17 protein-coding genes, 1 tRNA gene and 1 pseudogene are annotated in these 16240 nt (G+C 64.7%); 6 read left to right on the top strand and 13 right to left on the bottom strand.

All coding sequences use genetic code 11. The features are described from left to right. Positions 1-57: 57 nt before the first annotated feature. Entirely contained in the window at positions 58-1161 is a 1104-nt protein-coding gene (locus U1707_RS16890; RefSeq protein WP_332801217.1) for an NADH:flavin oxidoreductase/NADH oxidase, read from the top strand. A 77-nt stretch (positions 1162-1238) separates the two neighbouring features. On the opposite strand, the gene U1707_RS16885 is transcribed toward U1707_RS16890, so the two are convergent. Beyond that, the gene (locus tag U1707_RS16885) at positions 1239-3158 is read right to left on the bottom strand and encodes a glycoside hydrolase family 15 protein (RefSeq protein ID WP_332801216.1); all 1920 of its coding nucleotides are present in this window, start codon (positions 3156-3158) and stop codon (positions 1239-1241) included. After that, positions 3151-3942: an SDR family oxidoreductase gene (locus U1707_RS16880; RefSeq protein ID WP_332801215.1), complete on the bottom strand. Its 792-nt coding sequence runs from the start codon at positions 3940-3942 to the stop codon at positions 3151-3153. Before U1707_RS16880 ends, U1707_RS16885 begins: the two co-directional genes overlap by 8 nt. A 123-nt stretch (positions 3943-4065) precedes the next feature. On the opposite strand from U1707_RS16880, the pseudogene U1707_RS19115 reads away from it, so the two are divergent. Further along, positions 4066-4632: pseudogene (locus U1707_RS19115) on the top strand (glycosyltransferase family 2 protein); the annotation flags it as partial. A 474-nt stretch (positions 4633-5106) separates the two neighbouring features. Here the strand turns inward: U1707_RS19115 and U1707_RS16870 are convergent. From U1707_RS16870 to U1707_RS16860, 3 genes are read right to left on the bottom strand one after another with little or no spacing between them, the layout of a single operon-like run. After that, entirely contained in the window at positions 5107-5697 is a 591-nt protein-coding gene (locus U1707_RS16870; RefSeq protein WP_332801214.1) for a class I SAM-dependent DNA methyltransferase, read from the bottom strand. After that, positions 5687-6439 carry a PIG-L deacetylase family protein gene (locus U1707_RS16865; RefSeq protein ID WP_332801213.1) on the bottom strand — a complete coding sequence of 251 codons (753 nt, stop codon included), beginning with the start codon at positions 6437-6439 and terminating at the stop codon, positions 5687-5689. The genes U1707_RS16870 and U1707_RS16865 overlap by 11 nt, the downstream gene beginning before the upstream one ends. Beyond that, positions 6430-7368: an acyl-CoA dehydrogenase family protein gene (locus U1707_RS16860; protein WP_332801212.1), complete on the bottom strand. Its 939-nt coding sequence runs from the start codon at positions 7366-7368 to the stop codon at positions 6430-6432. The genes U1707_RS16865 and U1707_RS16860 overlap by 10 nt, the downstream gene beginning before the upstream one ends. 349 nt (positions 7369-7717) lie before the next feature. On the opposite strand from U1707_RS16860, the gene U1707_RS16855 reads away from it, so the two are divergent. Beyond that, positions 7718-7873: a hypothetical protein gene (locus tag U1707_RS16855; RefSeq protein ID WP_332801211.1), complete on the top strand. Its 156-nt coding sequence runs from the start codon at positions 7718-7720 to the stop codon at positions 7871-7873. Positions 7874-7880: 7 nt separating this feature from the next. Here U1707_RS16855 and U1707_RS16850 read toward each other — a convergent pair whose 3' ends face one another. Further along, positions 7881-8144 (bottom strand): hypothetical protein, encoded by a 264-nt coding sequence (locus U1707_RS16850; RefSeq protein ID WP_332801210.1) that lies wholly within the window; start codon positions 8142-8144, stop codon positions 7881-7883. Positions 8145-8263: 119 nt separating this feature from the next. On the opposite strand from U1707_RS16850, the gene U1707_RS16845 reads away from it, so the two are divergent. Next, positions 8264-8353 (top strand) — tRNA-Ser (locus U1707_RS16845). 23 nt (positions 8354-8376) lie between these two features. Here U1707_RS16845 and U1707_RS16840 read toward each other — a convergent pair. Genes U1707_RS16840 through U1707_RS16825 form a run of 4 tightly spaced genes read right to left on the bottom strand, consistent with a single transcriptional unit; the run spans position 8377 to position 10652 of the window. Beyond that, complete coding sequence (locus U1707_RS16840; RefSeq protein ID WP_332801209.1) at positions 8377-8808, bottom strand: DUF1178 family protein; 432 nt, start codon at positions 8806-8808, stop codon at positions 8377-8379. Next, positions 8805-9632: a carbon-nitrogen hydrolase family protein gene (locus U1707_RS16835; protein WP_332801208.1), complete on the bottom strand. Its 828-nt coding sequence runs from the start codon at positions 9630-9632 to the stop codon at positions 8805-8807. Before U1707_RS16835 ends, U1707_RS16840 begins: the two co-directional genes overlap by 4 nt. Next, positions 9632-9886 (bottom strand): glutaredoxin 3, encoded by a 255-nt coding sequence (gene grxC, locus U1707_RS16830; RefSeq protein ID WP_187502832.1) that lies wholly within the window; start codon positions 9884-9886, stop codon positions 9632-9634. Before grxC ends, U1707_RS16835 begins: the two co-directional genes overlap by 1 nt. 46 nt (positions 9887-9932) lie before the next feature. After that, the gene (locus U1707_RS16825; RefSeq protein ID WP_332801207.1) at positions 9933-10652 is read right to left on the bottom strand and encodes a ComF family protein; all 720 of its coding nucleotides are present in this window, start codon (positions 10650-10652) and stop codon (positions 9933-9935) included. 93 nt (positions 10653-10745) lie between these two features. Between U1707_RS16825 and U1707_RS16820 the strand changes: the two genes are divergently transcribed. Next, positions 10746-11582 (top strand): class I SAM-dependent methyltransferase, encoded by an 837-nt coding sequence (locus U1707_RS16820; protein WP_332801206.1) that lies wholly within the window; start codon positions 10746-10748, stop codon positions 11580-11582. Here U1707_RS16820 and U1707_RS16815 read toward each other — a convergent pair. The 3 genes from U1707_RS16815 to U1707_RS16805 all read right to left on the bottom strand — a co-directional run bounded on the left by U1707_RS16815 (position 11579) and on the right by U1707_RS16805 (position 15472). Continuing rightward, entirely contained in the window at positions 11579-11971 is a 393-nt protein-coding gene (locus U1707_RS16815; protein ID WP_332801205.1) for a response regulator, read from the bottom strand. The two genes, U1707_RS16820 and U1707_RS16815, sit on opposite strands and share 4 nt — an antisense overlap. 64 nt (positions 11972-12035) lie before the next feature. Next, a complete protein-coding gene (locus tag U1707_RS16810) occupies positions 12036-14516 on the bottom strand; it encodes a tetratricopeptide repeat-containing sensor histidine kinase (protein ID WP_332801204.1) in 2481 nt (826 codons plus the stop codon). Then, positions 14501-15472, bottom strand: coding sequence for an EAL domain-containing protein (locus U1707_RS16805; RefSeq protein ID WP_332801203.1), 972 nt, complete (start codon positions 15470-15472; stop codon positions 14501-14503). The genes U1707_RS16810 and U1707_RS16805 overlap by 16 nt, the downstream gene beginning before the upstream one ends. On the opposite strand from U1707_RS16805, the gene U1707_RS16800 reads away from it, so the two are divergent. After that, on the top strand, positions 15473-15616 hold the full coding sequence (locus U1707_RS16800) for a hypothetical protein (protein ID WP_332801202.1): 144 nt from the start codon (positions 15473-15475) through the stop codon (positions 15614-15616). Positions 15617-16240: the final 624 nt, after the last annotated feature.

Below are 16240 nucleotides of genomic sequence, written 5' to 3'. Positions count from 1 at the left end.
TCCCACGTATCGAGGACCGATCATGCGCCTTCACTCCACCCTGATGTCAATCATCGCATGAGCGGGCCGAAACTGTTCGAGCCGCTCAAGGTCGGCAATTTGACGCTCGCCAATAGGATCGTCATCGCGCCGATGTGCCAATATTCGGCGACAGACGGCTGCATGAACGACTGGCACCAGATCCATCTGGGGCAGCTCGCGCTGTCGGGTGCGGCGCTGTTGACGATCGAGGCTAGCGCGGTCCTCCCCGAGGGGCGGATCACGCACGGCGACGTCGGGCTGTACGACGACGCGACCGAGGCGGCGATGGCAGGCGTGATCGAAAGCATCCGGCGGTGGTCCGACATGCCGATCGCGATCCAGTTGTCGCACGCCGGGCGCAAGGCGTCGTGCGACGTGCCTTGGCAGGGTGGGCTGCAGATCGCGCCGAACGCGCCGAACGGCTGGCAGACCGAGGGGCCCTCGACAGTGCCGTTCCTGCCGGACGAGAACGCGCCGGTCGCGCTCGACGCCGCGGGACTGGCCCGTGTGCGCGATGCGTTTGCGGCAGCGGCGGTGCGTGCGGCGCGGCTCGGGATCGACGCGATCCAGCTGCATGCGGCGCACGGCTATCTGCTGCACGAGTTCCTGTCTCCGCTGTCGAACCGGCGCGAGGACGAATATGGCGGTAGTCTGGAAAACCGCATGCGCTTCCCGCTGGAGGTCTACGACGCGGTTCGCGCGGCGTTCCCCGCCGAGCGGGCGGTGACGATGCGCGTATCGGGCACCGACTGGGCCGAAGGCGGCTGGGACTCCGACCAGACGGTGGCGTTTGCGAAGGCGTTGGAAGCGCGCGGGTGCAGCGCGATCCACGTGTCGAGCGGCGGGACGACCCCGGCGCAGCAGATCCCGGTCGGGCCGAGCTATCAGGTGCCGCTCGCACGCGCCGTGAAGCAGGCGGTGTCGATCCCGGTCGTCGCGGTCGGGCTGATCACCGATTACGAGCAGGCCGAGGCGATCGTCGGGACGGGTGATGCGGACATGATCGCGCTGGCCCGGACGATCCTGTACGACCCGCGCTGGCCCTGGCATGCGGCGGCGCATCTTGGCGGCAAAGTGAAGGCGCCGAACCAGTATCTGCGGTCTCAGCCGAGACAATATAAGGACCTGTTCGAGGGTTGACCGGACCACGCCCCGCCGCCGTCCCTCGCCGATGAGGGGAACGGCGGCGGTTCTTCAAAGTCTTGCAGGCCCGGCACTCACCCCCAGGCGCGCGGACCGCCTGCGTCCAGCGCCCGATCGAGGTAGAACGCCGCACTGATCAGCGCGAGGTGGCTGAACCCCTGGGGGAAATTGCCGAGAGCCGTGCCGTCCTGCGCGATCTCCTCGGCGAACAGGCCGAGATGGTTGCCGTGCGCGAGCAGCTTCTCGAAGTTGAACCGGGCCTCGTCGAGGCGTCCGGCGCGGGCGAGGCATTCGACATACCAGAACGAGCAGGCGACGAATGTACCCTCCTGCCCGGCCAAGCCGTCCTCGATCCTGTACCTGTAGACCAAGCCATCATCCGACAGGTCGGCGCCGATCGCATCCAGCGTGGCCAGCCATTTCGGATCGGTCGGACCAATGAACCGCACCAGTGGCATCATCAGCAGCGCGCCGTCGACGGCCTTGTCGGCGGGTGTATCGCCCATCGCGCGAACGAACCGGCCGAGCTTTTCGTCCCAGAAACTGGCCCAGATATCGTCGTGGATCGCCGTCCGCGTTTCCGCCCAGCGCACGATCGGCGCGGGCAGCGAACGCTTCTGTGCGAGACGAACGGCACGGTCGACCGCGACCCAGCTCATCAGCCGCGAATGGAGGTAGTGCTTGGTCGGCCCGCGTACCTCCCAGATGCCGGCATCGGGCGTCTGCCACGTCTCGCACACCTGATCGACGATCCGCAGGATGCTCTGCCAGCCGTCATGCGACGGTGGCTCGCCGTATTTGCTGCCGAGATACATGGCATCGAGCAGCGCGCCGTAGATATCGTGCTGAACCTGGACGTTTGCGTCGTTGCCGACCACGATCGGCGCGGCCCCTTCGAACCCGGTGAACGCAAGCTCGCGTTCGGATGCGACCGGACCACCGTCGAGCGCGTACATCACGCCGATCGTGCCCTCGCCGCCGTCCCGGCCCTCCGCGGCTATCCGGATGCGCTCCATCGTCCAGTGCATGAAGCCGATCGCTTCACCCTGATATCCCAGCCGGATCAGCGCGTAGATGGTGAAGGACGAATCGCGGATCCACGTCGCCCGGTAATCCCAGTTGCGGACCCCGCCCGGCGCCTCGGGAAGGCCGAACGTCGCCGCCGCGGCGATCGACCCGTGCTTGCGCGACGTCAGCAGCTTCAGCAGCATCGCCGACCGCTCGACCGTCTCGCGCCAGCGGCCGCGATAGGTCGATTGCCGGCTCCAGGCGCGCCAATAGGCGATGTCCTTCTCGACGACCGCATCGAGCGCGGACGCGCCCAACGACACGTCTTCGGGATTGCTGAGGACGAGCGACACGGTCTCGTTTTCGGCAAGATCGATCTCGGCGATCAGGTCGCAGCCGTCGGCGACGAGCACCCCCTTGCCGTGCAAGGCAAGCGCGAGCCCGGATTCATGATCGAACCGGCCGCGTGAGATGCCGGGGGCGCTGCCGTCTTCGGCTGCGGTGAACCCGGCTTCGACGACGGCGGGGCGACCCGCCACGCCGTAATCGAACCGCGGTGCGCAGCGAATGCGGATCACCGCACGTCCGCGGGTGCAGGTGATCCGGCGGACGAGCCGGGGTGGCACCTCGTGCTGGCTGTCGCCGACCGGCATCAGGTCGACGAGATCCACGCTCGCGTCCGTCGCCATCCAGCGGGTCAGGAGGATATTGGTTTCGGGAACGTACATCTGAACGACCCGCGCGCCATCGAGATCGGGTTCTATCGAGAAATGGCCACCCGTCTCCGGATCGAGCAGACGCGCGAAAACCGACGGGCTGTCGAGGCTCGGCCAGCACAGGTAATCGATCGTGCCCGCCGTATCGACGAGCGCGATCGTCTCGAGATTGCCGATCGCGCCGTGGTCGGCGATCTGCGTCACCGCACGCGCATCCGCCACGTTGCGATCGGACGCTCGGCCACCCGTCGCCGGCCGGGCGTCAGCCATTGTCGCGAAAGCCGGGGTAAAGCGACATCGCGCCGTCGATCGTAAGCGTCGATCCGACGATATAGTCCGCAGCGTCCGAGACCAGAAACAATGCGGCGCGCGCGACATCGTCGGGATCGCCGACCCGGCCATAGGGTATCAGTTCGAGCAGCTTGTCCTGATCGGCGGTCGCGTCCGCGTTGATCGCAGTGGCGATCGCACCGGGCGCGATACCGTTCACGCGGATCCGATCGCCCGCCACTTCCTGGGCGAGCGTCCGCATCAGCATGCCGCTGCCGCCCTTCGACGCGGCGTAGTTGGCGTGCCCCGCCCACGGGATGACCTCGTGGACCGAACTCATGAAGAGGATCTTGCCGATCGCCCGGCTGACGCCGCGGTCGCCCTGCTTGCGAAACCGCCGTACGGCTTCGCGCGTCACCAGGAATTGGCCGGTCAGGTTGACGTCGATCACGCGCTTCCAGTCGTCGAGCGTCATCTCGGCATAGGGCGCGTCCTTCTGCATGCCTGCATTGGCGAGGACGATGTCGACGCCGCCGAACCGTTCGGCGGTTTCGTCGAACAGCCGGATCACGGCCGCCTCGTCGGACGTGTCCGCCGCGCAGGCGAACGCCGTCCCGCCAGCCTGGACGATATCGTCGACGACCTTGCGCGCCTTGTCTTCGCTGCTGTTGTAGTTCACCGCGACGGCCGCACCGGCGGCGGCGAAGGCGATCGCGGCGGCGCGACCCAATCCGGAGCTCGCGCCCGTGATGATCGCGGCCTGGCCTGTCAGGTCGATGTGCATGATTGGTCTTTCGCAGGAGATAGTCCACGCCCAACGCGCCGGCTCGCGCATCTTTCCAATCGCGCCCAATCTGGTTGATCCTGATCAATCGCCCCGAAGTGGACGAAACTCTACGGCGTCGTCATGCTTTGTGACTCTGCGGGAAACTCGGGGGCGAACGGTGATCATGGCTGCGAGATCGGTATGGCGACCGCGATATCGGCATGGCCTGCCCGCCAACTCGAGAGTCCTCGTTTGAGATTTGCAGAATTTCCGAAGGCGATGGCCGTCGAAGCGAGACAGCGCCGTGTCGCAGTCGCGATCCCGATCAAGAACGAGGAACACTATCTCCCCGCCTGCCTCGCGGCGATCGATCGGGCGGCCGAGATGTTCGGCGGCCGGGTGACGATCGTCGCGGTGCTGAACGATTGTTCGGACGGGACGCTGGAGGTGCTGACGCGGTGGCGACCGAAATTCGCCGACGTCTGCTGGTGCGCGGTGTCGTTACTGGCCGGCTATCGTCACGCCGGTTGGGCGCGGCGTCTCGCCTGGGACAGCGCCGCCGGACTGTTGGAGAACGACGGGGATCTGCTCCTGTCGACCGATGCCGATACCAATGTCGCCCCGGACTGGATCGTCCGGACGATCGCCCATATCGACGCCGGCGCCGATGCGGTCGCGGGACGTGCCCTGACGGTACGCCGCGAACGTGAAGACCTTGGCAGCGCGGCGCGGCGGCGGCTCGACATGATCGGCCGCTATTATACCGCGCTCGATTACCTGCGCGCCGACGCGGAGGCCTCACCGCACGATCCCTGGCCCAAACATTTCTACGAGGGCGGCGCCAGCATTGCCCTCTCGCGGGGCCTGTACCGCAGGATCGGCGGCGCCCCTACTCCGCCGGTCGCCGAGGACCGCGCGCTGTTCGACCGTATCAGGCGTCACGGCGGGCGCGTGCGCCACGCCCTGGACGTCCGCGTGTTCACCTCGTGCCGCATCGATGGACGCGCGCCGGGGGGCATGGCGGACGCCGTCGCCCGCTGGATCGATCAGCCGGACGACGCGCCGCTCCACGAAACTTACGGCGTGGCGGCCGCGCTCGATCCCGCCGGTGCCGCCGAACGCGATCGGCTCAGCTTTGCCACCCTGCCCGCCGCGATCGCCGAGGCACAGCGCCTGATCAGGCTAACCCGCATCGCCAAACCGCCAAAGGTCGAGCCGGTACGCATCGTACCGGTCGCTGCGGTCGACGGTGACCGCGTTGCCAAGGGCGGCATGCAATTCGGCGAGTGCGTTGTCCCCGCTTTTGGGATAATCCGTTTCGCCGATCCAGTGCACCAGCAGGATATGCCCGCCGGGTAGGACGCAGGTCCGCAGATAGTCGGCCAGTCTGCCTATATCGGCGCTGTCCCAATAATAGACGACCTCCGACAGCAGCACGAGATCGAAGGCGCCCGTCGGCGCTTCGGCGGGCAGGCGACGGCGTTCGATCCGAACGTTCGGCTGGTCCGTACACCGCGTTCGTGCGGCGGCGAGCGCCGTGTCGGACACGTCGACCGCCAGCAGCGCGTCGCAGCGCTGCGCCAGACGCGTCGTCAGTACGCCGTTCGCGCACCCCACTTCGAGTGCGCTGACGAACCGGTCCTGAGGGAGCGCCGCCAGCGTCGCATCGTATTTGGTCGCCTCATACGCGCTGGTCTCAAAGTGCCAGGGATCGCCCCGGTCCTTGTAGAGCGCCTCGAAATAGGCGGGTTCGATCGAATGTTCACGGCGCAAGGCGGTTCTCCAGCAACACGGTGTTCGGGCGATCGATCAGTCGCAGCATCGACTTGGGAAGCCGAAAATTCTCGCGCGCCCCGACGATGCGCCCGCCGCGCTGGCTCCGGTGACAGTCCATCGCCCGGCGTTGCCGTGGCCGCCCCGCCTTGCTGTCGACCGACCATGCACGAACCCCGTGCAGGCGCGACGCCAGGTCGTCGACGGTCCAGCCCCAGACCAGATACTCGTATAGCCGGCAGCGGAGTCGTGCGGCGACGGCGACGGCCAGTGCTGCTGCCGCCTCATGGTCGCAATGCGGCTCGCCTGCCCAAGTCACCGCAACCCGGCGTATGCCGCGCCGGCGGCTCCACGACACCAGCCGGTCTAGGCTGCGTTCGAACAGCGCGTCGCCCGGCCTGGCAGGAGACGCATCGGGCCAATCGAGATGCAGTACGTCTGGCTCCCCGCCGAGCACGCGTACCGCCGCCTTGGCCTCCCGACGGCGCAACCCGGCGATCCGTTTGGCACTCCAGCCGGGCGCGTCGGGATGCGATCCCGATCCGTCCGTCAGAAACGCGGTATGCGCCCGGCCGCCGGCGGCCGTGACCGCGGCGATCAGCGCGCCGCAGCCGAGCGTCTCGTCGTCGGGATGGGGCGCGAGCACGAGCCACGGGCCTTGCCGTGCGGCATCCCTGGCCGATATCCGCCGGGCGCGTCGCGTCAACGCGCGCCACGCGGCACCGCCGGGCGCTACCACCACCGATCGTCGCCCCAGCAATCGTCCTCCAACCACGCCGCGGCAGCCCGGTCCCGCGCCTGATCGGGTACCGGCTGACGCAGATAGAGCCCCAGATCGCGGGTGATACGGTCGATCCGACTCTTCGCGAAGAACGAGGCAGTGCCGACCGATCGCGCTGCCGCCTCCATCGTCTTCAACCCGGCCTCCTCGACGACGCCGCGGGTCATGAGCACGAACGGGATAGCCTCGGGCGCCTGCGTCTCGGCGAGATGCGCGGCGCGCCGGACCCACAGCCCGGCACTGCGCGTGTCGGTCAAACAGGCGGCGAACCTCGCGCGCTGGATCGGATCGTCGGCCTTGCCGGTCGAGACGAGGTGATCGCGCAAATGCCGCACCAGTGCCTCGACGGCGCCGAGCTGCACCGCCGTGAACCGCCACGCCCCGGCACTGAACCGCGGCTCGCGCTCGTAATCGTTAGGCGAACCGATCAATCCCTCACGCCCGACCGTCATACCGGAAAAGTCGAACCCACCGCTGCAAGTCCCACGCATCCCCCGAACCCGCCAGCCGGCATTGTCTGCGCGGGCGGTTTCACCGGCGATCGGCACGAGAACGAGTTGCTTGCCACAGGCTTCGTCGCGCGCGGTGACGAGAATGCGGTCGAGATGCCCCGCCCCGGTCGCAAAGCTTTTCGCGCCGTCGAGCGTCCACCGAGTCTCGTCGGCTTGCTGGATCGCGAGACCGGGAACGGGTTCGGTGTTCCAGACGCCGAACGTCCGACCCGCTTCGACATCGGCGTCCAGCGTCTGCCGTTGTTCCGTATCGCCATAGGTCGCGATCAACTGGACCGCGTTGACGTGTCCCTCATACACGCGCCCTAAGCTGAGATCCGCCCCGCCGATCGCGCGCAGCACGTCGAGCAGCGCATCCGTGGGAATGCCCGGCGTCACGGTCTTGAACGCCGCCAGCGCGCCCGCCTCGAACAGCGCCCGAAGCCGCTCTGCAGGAAAATTCTCGTGCGTATTCTCCTGGTCCCACGATGCCGCGAGATGTCGAACGGCTTCGAGAACGGACCAGCCTGATGGGTATGTCGTCAGTGAATCGATCCCGGACCATCCGGCTGCGGGGCGCGCCGGTCACGAATGGAGAACGCCGGGCCGCGACGAGCGTTGCGTGCCACGGTCCGCCATCACTCAAACAGTTACGCATTCGTAAAACGTGTCCCAACCATCGGTTAACGCTTTGGCCGGTATCCTCGCCCCATCGGACAGACTGGCATGATCGGACAGGACGAGATCGATGGCAAGCAAACAAGACGTCTTCACGCTGGTCGGCAAGCGTATTCGCGGCACCGCCGGTGATCCGCTCAGGCTGGGACGTGGCGACGATATGCCCCCCATCGCCGAACTTATCCGCCGGATCGATCGGGCGCTACAGGAGCGCCGGGCCGCCTGATCCGGCGTTAGTCCGATCTGTCCGCGACCGCGATGGCGGACGCGTACATCTCGGCCGCACGACGCTCGCGTAGATCCTTGAACGCATCACGTGGGTCAGGCGCGTCGCCGGTCGCGCGCAACACCGCCCATAAGGCAAAGCGCCTGCCGGGTTCGCGCTCGGTCCCGAACGCAATCGCGATCTTCTCGCGCCCCTGGTCGACCACAGCCGGATCGATCGTATCGACATCCACAGTGCCGAAAAAATGCTGTAAAACCGCGTCTAGATCCATGCTCGCTTCCTGTAGCCGGTGTAGCCGGAATGCAATCCGTCCTCGCGCCACGATTGCGATCCAGACGGTTGCGATCCCGCCCTCTACCGCTTAGACGCCCGGCCATACACGCGTATCCCGGACGGGTGGCCGAGTGGTTTAAGGCAACGGTCTTGAAAACCGTCGTAGGGGTAACTCTACCGTGGGTTCGAATCCCACCCCGTCCGCCACGATACGATCGCAAAGTCCGAGATCAGTTGATCCGGTCGGGCGGGACTACCGCCAACGGCAGCGCGGCGATCGGTACGCCTTCCTCTGCCAGGGCCTTCGCCTCCGAGACGCTGGCCTGACCGTGGATGACGGACTGCTTCTCCTCACCCAGATGCATCGCGCGGGCGCGGTCGGCAAATGCCGTGCCGACCCATTGCGACGATTCGAGCGCCTTGGCCTGACGCTTCGCGAGCATTGCCAGGGCGGACTTGATCGCCTCCGGGCTTGGCACAGGCGGTTTGCTGTTGCCTTTCGCGGCGATCGCCGGGGCCATGAGCGCCTTGGTCACACCGCTGTCGTTGCAGACCGGGCACCGGACCTGACCTGCGTCACATTGCGTTTCGTATGCGATGCTGGAGCCGAACCAGGCTTCGAACACATGGCCGCCCCCGCACTTCAGATCGAAGACGATCACCGGACCACCGTGACGGCGGGGATCGCACGGCGGTGGGCGATTGCCGGGATGCGCGATCGGACGTCGCGCAGCCGCTCGGCATCGATCTCGGCGAAGCCCAGCCCGGCTGTTTCGCCCATGTCGAGCAGAACGTCGCCCCAAGGATCTACGACCAGCGAATGGCCGTAAGTCGTGCGTTCGTCAGCGTGTATGCCGGTCTGTGCCGCCGCGACGACGAAAGCACCCGCCTCGATCGCGCGGGCGCGCAACAGGATGTGCCAATGCGCCATACCAGTCGGCTGCGTAAAGGCGGCGGGGACCGACAATATGGTCGCACCGGCGTCCGTCATGGCTCGGTACAGGTCGGCGAAGCGGAGATCGTAGCAGATCGACGGACCGACCATCCCGACAGGCGTCTCGACGACCAACGCAGTCTCTCCCGGGACATAGGCGGCGGATTCGCGCCAACTCTCCCCGGTCGGGAGATCGACATCGAACAGATGCAGCTTGTCGTAGCGTGCGCGGATCGTACCTGTATGGTCGATCACGAACCCACGGTTGGCGAACCTGCCATCGGCACACCGCACCGCCAACGACCCCAAATGCACCCAGAAACCCGCCTTGGCGGAGGCAGCGCACACCGCCGCCAGCACGCGATCCTCGGCCTCAGCCACGATCAATCGGCCGGCACGCGAACGATCGCGATCGATCAGGCCAGACATTTCGGGCGTGAAAAGCATCGCGGCCCCCTCGCCCGAGGCCCGGTAGATGGCATCGACCAGTGTCGCCGCGTTGACGATAGGATCGATACCGCTCGTCATCTGGAGAACGCCGATCTTCGGCATCAGGCCAGCAGAGGGTCGAGACCGCCCTTTGCATCGAGCGCCGCGAGATCGTCCGATCCGCCGATATGCTTCCCGTCGATGAAGACCTGCGGCATCGTGTTGCGACCGCCCGAGCGCTCGACCATTTCCGCCTTCTTCGGCCCGCCCATCGTCACGTCGAACTGCTCGGGCTCGACGCCCTTGGACGCGAGGAGTTTCAGCGCGCGCGTGCAATACGGACAGAACGCCTTGGTATAGATTTCTACTTTTGCCATTGTGCGGAGATGTGGTGTCGACCGATCGCTGTCAACTCGGTCGCGGTCAATCGTCCATGGTCGGCGACAGCACGCGCGCCCAGCAGATTATGGTAACCGACCGTGCGCCGGCCTTGAGCAAGGCACGCGTACAGGCGTCCGCGGTTGCACCGCTGGTATGGACGTCGTCAACGAGCGCGATCGCCCGCCCGCGCACCCGTTCGGGCCTGACGATGGCGAACGCGCCGGAGACCGCCTTCGCTCGCGCCTTCCCGCTCAATCCGCGCAGTATGAGGGTGCGTCTTGCCCTCACGAGAACGTCGCGATTGTCGGGAATCCCTGATAGCCCACCCAAGGACTGGGCCATCAGCGCCGCCTGATTGAAGCCCCGCGACCATATACGCCATCGGTGCAGCGGCACCGGTACCAGGAGTTCGGTATCGTCGGGCAGCAAGCGGCGCATGTGCCGCGCCATAGTCTCGGCAAAAGCGATCCGGCCGCCATATTTGAGACGCAGGACGAGGCTGCGCGCGATCGGCCCATAGGCGACTGCGGCACGGACGCCGGCATGGCGCGGCGGGTCGGCGAGACATGGCGCGCAGACAATATCGTCTCCGCGGTCGAAGGCGAAGGGACGGTTGCACCGCGCGCACCACGGTGGTCCGAGAAACCGCAGACTGCTCCAGCAGATCGCGCAGAACCGGTGATCCTCGGCGACAGGCGTCCCGCATCCGGCGCAGCGGGGCGGCAACGCGACGCCGACGATCCGGTGAAATTGTCCCATCATGCCGAGACTCCCCCCGCCTGTAGATTGCTGCCTTGCGGCGCCGACACCTGCAAGACCTTGTCGGGGAAGCGCGACCACGGCACAAGCGCAGCCGTGTCAGATAACCCTCCTGAAATCTTCGACCGTGCGACGCGCCGCCTCCGCCGCGATCGATCCGCATTTGGTTATGCCGGTCATGACTTTCTTCGTGCGACGATGCTCGACGGGATCGCGGAGCGGCTGGACGCGGTCACACGCGATTTCGTCGACATCCTTGATCTCGGCTGTTTCGATGGCGCGTTCTCGCCGCCGCCGGGCGCGCGGGTGGCGCGATGCGACGCAGGCTTCGCATTCGCTGCCCAAACCGGCGGAATACAGGCCGACGAGGATCGCCTGCCGTTCGCCGATGCCTCGTTCGATCTGGTGATCAGCGCCGGCGTGCTCGATCAGGTCAACGACCTTCCCGGCGCGCTGGCCCTGATACGACGCGTGTTGCGCCCGGACGGCCTGTTTCTCGGAGCGTTCGTGGGTGCTGGAAGCCTGCACGCCCTGCGCGCCGCGCTGCGGACCGGCGACAGCGAGCGCCCCGCGGCGCGCCTGCATCCACAGATCGACGTGCGGTCGGCGGGCGATCTGCTCATGCGCGCCGGCTTCGCGTTGCCGGTCGCGGACGTGGAAACGCTGGACGTACGCTACGCGGATATGGGCCGCCTGCTCGCCGACCTGCGCGGCATGGCGGCGGGCAACATGCTCGCGCAGCGCCAGGCACTCACACGCGATGTGCTCGCTCGGACCTTCGCCGCATTTGCCGATGCTGCAGATACGACGGGCCGGACACGGGAAACATTCCAGATCGTCTTCCTGACCGGCTGGTCGCCCGATCCGTCCCAGCCCAAGCCCGCGAGACGGGGCAGCGCGACGGCATCGCTTGGCGACGCGCTCAAGCGCTAGGCGATCAGTCCGTCGCCCTCTGCGGCACGCGCGAGAACCCGCCCGATCGCCTCGAACAGCGCGTCCATGGCGACCGGCTTGAAGATCACGTCGTCCGCTCCTGCGGCGAGGCATCGCTCGCGCAGGTCCGGCGCGATATCGGCGGTGACGACGATGATCGGCACGGTCGCCTTCGCGTCCTGACGCGCCCGGATCAGGCGAATCGCAGTTACCCCATCCATGCCGGGCATCCGCAGGTCGACGAGTACGACCGCAAAATCGCCCTCGTCGAGGATCTCCAAACCGACTTCTGCACTCTCGGCTTCGACCATCGCCACCCCGGCGACGTCCAGCATGTCTCTGACGACACGCCGGTTCATCCGGTCGTCCTCGATGAAAAGCACGTTCACGAAGCGGGTCGCGAAACGGGTTTATTTGGAGATGAAATGGCAGGCATTACGCTGCATCTACGCGTCATGCCGCGCGTGATACAAGGTCGAGAATTGAGTGGTTATTCGAAACTGATCCATGTAATATTTCTGCGACCAATGCGCCTCCACTGATCGGTCTCGCCACAACGCGCGTGACCCCTGTCGACAGCAATTCATCGCGCTCCCGATCCGCCGAAACGGGCCATAGCAACGTCGTTTCTGCATTGGCCAAGACCGCCGCAGCTGCGATCCGCGATAGCGCGACGAGGTGGTCACCCTCTCCGCGCACCGTCGCGTCGTCGATCAGCACACGCGCCACGTTGCCCCGTTCAAGTCGCGAGATCGCTTCATCGACCGACGCCACGCACGCGATCGGACCGCAGCGTGGCTCGAGTAACGCCTTGAACATATTGCGCGTGATGGGATTGCGATCGAGTACCATCGTCACCGCACCTGCGATTGCGCGGGGCTCGGGCACAATACCGGGTTCGGCGCGCGTCAACGGCAGGGTCAGCGTGAACGTCGCGCCTTGGCCCATCGCGCTGCTGACCGTGACGTCGCCGCCCATCGCCCGCGCCAGGTTACGACAGATCGACAGCCCGAGCCCGGTACCGCCGAATTGCCGCGCTGTGCCCGCATCGGCCTGTTTGAACGATTCGAAGATCTCATCGAATTTGTCGGCACGGATGCCGATGCCAGAATCGGTGACCGTGATACGCAGACGACCTTGGCCATCGACGTCGATCTTCAGGGCCACCTCGCCCGACTTGGTGAATTTGAGCGCGTTCGACAACAGGTTGAAGACGATCTGTCGCACCCTCGCGACATCGCCCACGATCAGCGTCGGGCTGCCGTCCAGATCGATCACGAACGACAGCCCCTTGGCGCGCGCCTGCTCCTCCCACATCCTGGTCGCATCGATGACCGCCGCGCGGATATCGAAGGGAGCGGTTTCGATCGTCAGGTTGCCGGTTTCCATCTTGGCCACGTCGAGGATGTCGTCGACCAGCGCGCGCATCCTGACACCGGCACCGTGGACAATGTCGAGGCGATCACGGATCCCGGTCTGAAGCGTTTGATCGGCGAGCATGACCTGGGTCATGCCGAGGATCCCGTTGAGCGGCGTCCGAATCTCGTGGCTCGTGGTCGCCAGAAACTCGGTCTTGGCTGCCAGCGCCTTGCCGAGGGCATCGTTGATAACGGCCAGATCGTCGTTGACCGCCCGCACCTGATCGCGGCTGCGGCGGATCGTGAAGAGGCCAAACGCGAGTAACGCGATCACGACCGCCACCGCCGTGGAGGCTCCCAAGAAAATGTTGCGCTGCGTCCGTGCCCGCGCGCGTTCGAACGCAATACTCCGCTGAAGTTCGGCCGCCTGGAGTTGGCTGATCTTCAACTCCTGGTTCGCGAAATCGAACCGTGCGGCCATCAGTGCGGTCTTCGTATCGGTCGCCAGCTTGGTCGCATCGTCATCGAGTCGTTTGAGTTCCTGCAAATGCTTGAGCGCCAGATCCGTATCGCCCGTTGCGATAAATATATCATAGGCGGTTTGATGGACGTCACGATACGTATCATCAGCACGTTTCGGATCGACTCCAACAAGTGCATCCAGGATCAATTTGCGAGCTTTCGGCAAGTTGCCATGTTGCAATGCAGATTGTGCAGCCGTTGCCCCCAGCCTACCGAAAAAGCTTAAATCGTTCGAATCTGCAACCGTCCGCACGCGAGCTAGTGCCTGATCGGCCAGCGCTAGGTTCCCCATATCGAGTTGTACCCGCGCGATATTGAGGTAGATCTGCTCAAGAAGGTTCCGGCTTCCTAACTTTTTCGCAAGCGCAAGCGCGTTTTTGAATTGCTCCGCCGCCTGTTTGTACTGATGCGCCTCGCCGTAAGCTAAGGCTCTATTGTTATAGACGGACACCGATATGCTTACATCGGAATCGTAGATATCCAGCGCCTGCTTATAATATTTTTCCGCCGTCTCGTTATCTTTGGCTTGTGCGTAAAGCAGGGCGATGAAAACCAGCGCCTTGGACTGCCCTCGGGGGTCTCGCAATTTGCGATAGATGTCGAATGCCCCTTGATAATCGACCAGCGCCTTGCCAACACGTCCCTCATAACTATCTAGCCAGCCCAAAGAAATCAAAAGGTCTGCATAGAGTTTGGACCGTGGCTTGAAGCGGATAATTGTCGCCGCTGCCTTTCGTACCGGAATATCTGCCTTGTCCGGCTGGTTCGTTCGCAGGTACGCTTCGCCTTGGAGCCATTGCGCGGTCGCGACCGCAACATCCTGCGCCCGTTGATCTGCTATTTTCTCGCCAAGCTTCTCGGCGACGATGGCTTTCGGCAGCGCCTTCGCGGGGTCGGCCAGCATCGTTGCCCGGGCGTCGGCCGCGGCAACCTCATAGTCCTTCGCAGGCGATCGACCGGGTGCCGCGTCAGCTGAGATCGCGCTGAACGTCATCGTCAGGCCGAGGATGATCCTGGCAAACGGAGACATCATTACAATCAGGCCCGCTTCCACACCGTCGCCAGACGGTTGAACGGCGCCCGTATATCGGCGGCGATCGCTTGATATTTCCCATCGTTGAGAAAGTGGACCAAGGCTTCCAGGTTGATCGGCCTGCTGATCAGGAAGCCCTGGATCATGTCACAGCCCATCACGGACAGCAGCGCCATAGCGGCCTGCGTCTCGACCCCTTCTGCGACGACCTCCATCTCCAGGGCGTGGGCCAGATCGATCGTCGAGCGAACGATGAGCGGATCGCGATTCGAGCTGGTAAGTTGCGTCACGAACAACTTGTCGATCTTGAGTTCGCGTGCCGGCAGCTGCTTGAGATACGCGAGCGATGACAGACCAGCGCCATAATCATCGATGGCGATAACGATACCGATACCCGCAAAGACGTTCAGGTTGGCAATCGCACTCTCGGGATCGCGGATGACCGACGTCTCGGTTATCTCGAACCCTAGCTGCGCGCCGCTGGCTTCGACCAAGCCGCACGCCGTATTCACGAAATGCCGGTCGGCCAATAGCGCGCCAGCAATATTGATAAAGATGCGCAGATCGTGACCATGGGCCGCGAGCACCGCCTGATCCCGGATCGCGCGCCGTATCGTCCAGAGGGTCAGCGCGACGATGTCGTGCGATTCCTCGGCGAGCGGGATGAAGTCGTTGGGCAACACCAGGCCACGGGTCGGATGATTCCAGCGGATCAGCGCTTCGACGCTGGTAATCTTCTGACGACGCAGGTGAACCTTGGGCTGATATTGCAGGAACAGCTCTTCGCACTCGATGGCGCGACTGAGATCGCAGGCGAGTTCCAACCGGTCGATCGCCGCCGGATTGCCCGTCACGTCCCGTGCGATCGCCGTATGCTCGGTCCGCGCCTCGACTAGCGCGCGTTCGGCTTCCTCGATCAGGTGAACCTCGTCGCGGTGCGCCGCCGCCGCCGCCGCACCCAATCGGATATCGACCATATGCGACTCGCCATCGATATCGAACGGCAGTTTGAAAGCGGTTTCCAGGGCAGCGATTGCCACATCCAGCGCGAGCCTCGCCTCGCTCTCGAACGCGATCTCGGCAACTTCGCGACCAGCTATCTCAACTCGCGCGTCGGGTAACGCGCCCCTGATCCTCGCCGACACCTCGACGATTAGCGTGTCCGCCCTCGGCCGCCCGAGATACCGGCGCAGAACCGCAAAGTTGGCGATCTCAGTAAGGACCAGAAATCGCCAACCAGCTTGAGATGCCTGATAAAAATCATCGTGAGCTAGCGCGGCCGGCGACGCGAGATCCACGAGTCGAGGACCGGGCAGTGACGCCCTGTCCTTGAACTGCTCGTGCGGAACATCTCTCATATCCCCCGAATAGGCAGGACGCATAAACAATCCCTTAAGCACTTATCGCCCCGCTCCGCAAAGAAGATGGTTAACAGCTTGCTAAGATCATTGTTTAACGTCGCGTTAAGCAGTATGAAGTCGGGGCACCTAGCAGGGTGCAACAAGGGAGCATAAAATGCTGAAGCTCATCATCTCGCTGGTCTATGGTACGGGTATTCGCCCCTGGTGAATGACTCGGTCGGCCCGAGTATCGCTGAAGTGTTGATAAGTGACACTTTTCGGTAATCGGGCCGACATTTAGATTTGCGTAGGTTTCGTGACCATCTGTCGCGATAGTCGCCTATCCCATTGCAAAGTTTCGCAATATACCAAAGTTGCTCCGGTCGGACGTCGTACTAGACTCCT

This window comes from Sphingomonas sandaracina, assembly GCF_036663695.1.
GTDB lineage: Bacteria > Pseudomonadota > Alphaproteobacteria > Sphingomonadales > Sphingomonadaceae > Sphingomonas.
Note: the sequence above shows the minus strand (reverse complement) of the source record. Positions and strands in the feature narration are given on the sequence as shown.

Excerpts from the sequence above, each read along its gene's own strand:
- U1707_RS16890 (WP_332801217.1), top strand. The coding sequence starts at position 58 with ATGAGCGGGCCGAAACTGTTCGAGCCGCTCAAGGTCGGCAATTTGACG.
- U1707_RS16885 (WP_332801216.1), bottom strand. The coding sequence starts at position 3,158 with ATGGCTGACGCCCGGCCGGCGACGGGTGGCCGAGCGTCCGATCGCAAC.
- U1707_RS16880 (WP_332801215.1), bottom strand. The coding sequence starts at position 3,942 with ATGCACATCGACCTGACAGGCCAGGCCGCGATCATCACGGGCGCGAGC.
- U1707_RS16855 (WP_332801211.1), top strand. The coding sequence starts at position 7,718 with ATGGCAAGCAAACAAGACGTCTTCACGCTGGTCGGCAAGCGTATTCGC.
- U1707_RS16850 (WP_332801210.1), bottom strand. The coding sequence starts at position 8,144 with ATGGATCTAGACGCGGTTTTACAGCATTTTTTCGGCACTGTGGATGTC.
- U1707_RS16835 (WP_332801208.1), bottom strand. The coding sequence starts at position 9,632 with ATGCCGAAGATCGGCGTTCTCCAGATGACGAGCGGTATCGATCCTATC.
- grxC (WP_187502832.1), bottom strand. The coding sequence starts at position 9,886 with ATGGCAAAAGTAGAAATCTATACCAAGGCGTTCTGTCCGTATTGCACG.
- U1707_RS16825 (WP_332801207.1), bottom strand. The coding sequence starts at position 10,652 with ATGATGGGACAATTTCACCGGATCGTCGGCGTCGCGTTGCCGCCCCGC.
- U1707_RS16805 (WP_332801203.1), bottom strand. The coding sequence starts at position 15,472 with ATGGTCGATATCCGATTGGGTGCGGCGGCGGCGGCGGCGCACCGCGAC.
- U1707_RS16800 (WP_332801202.1), top strand. The coding sequence starts at position 15,473 with ATGCGACTCGCCATCGATATCGAACGGCAGTTTGAAAGCGGTTTCCAG.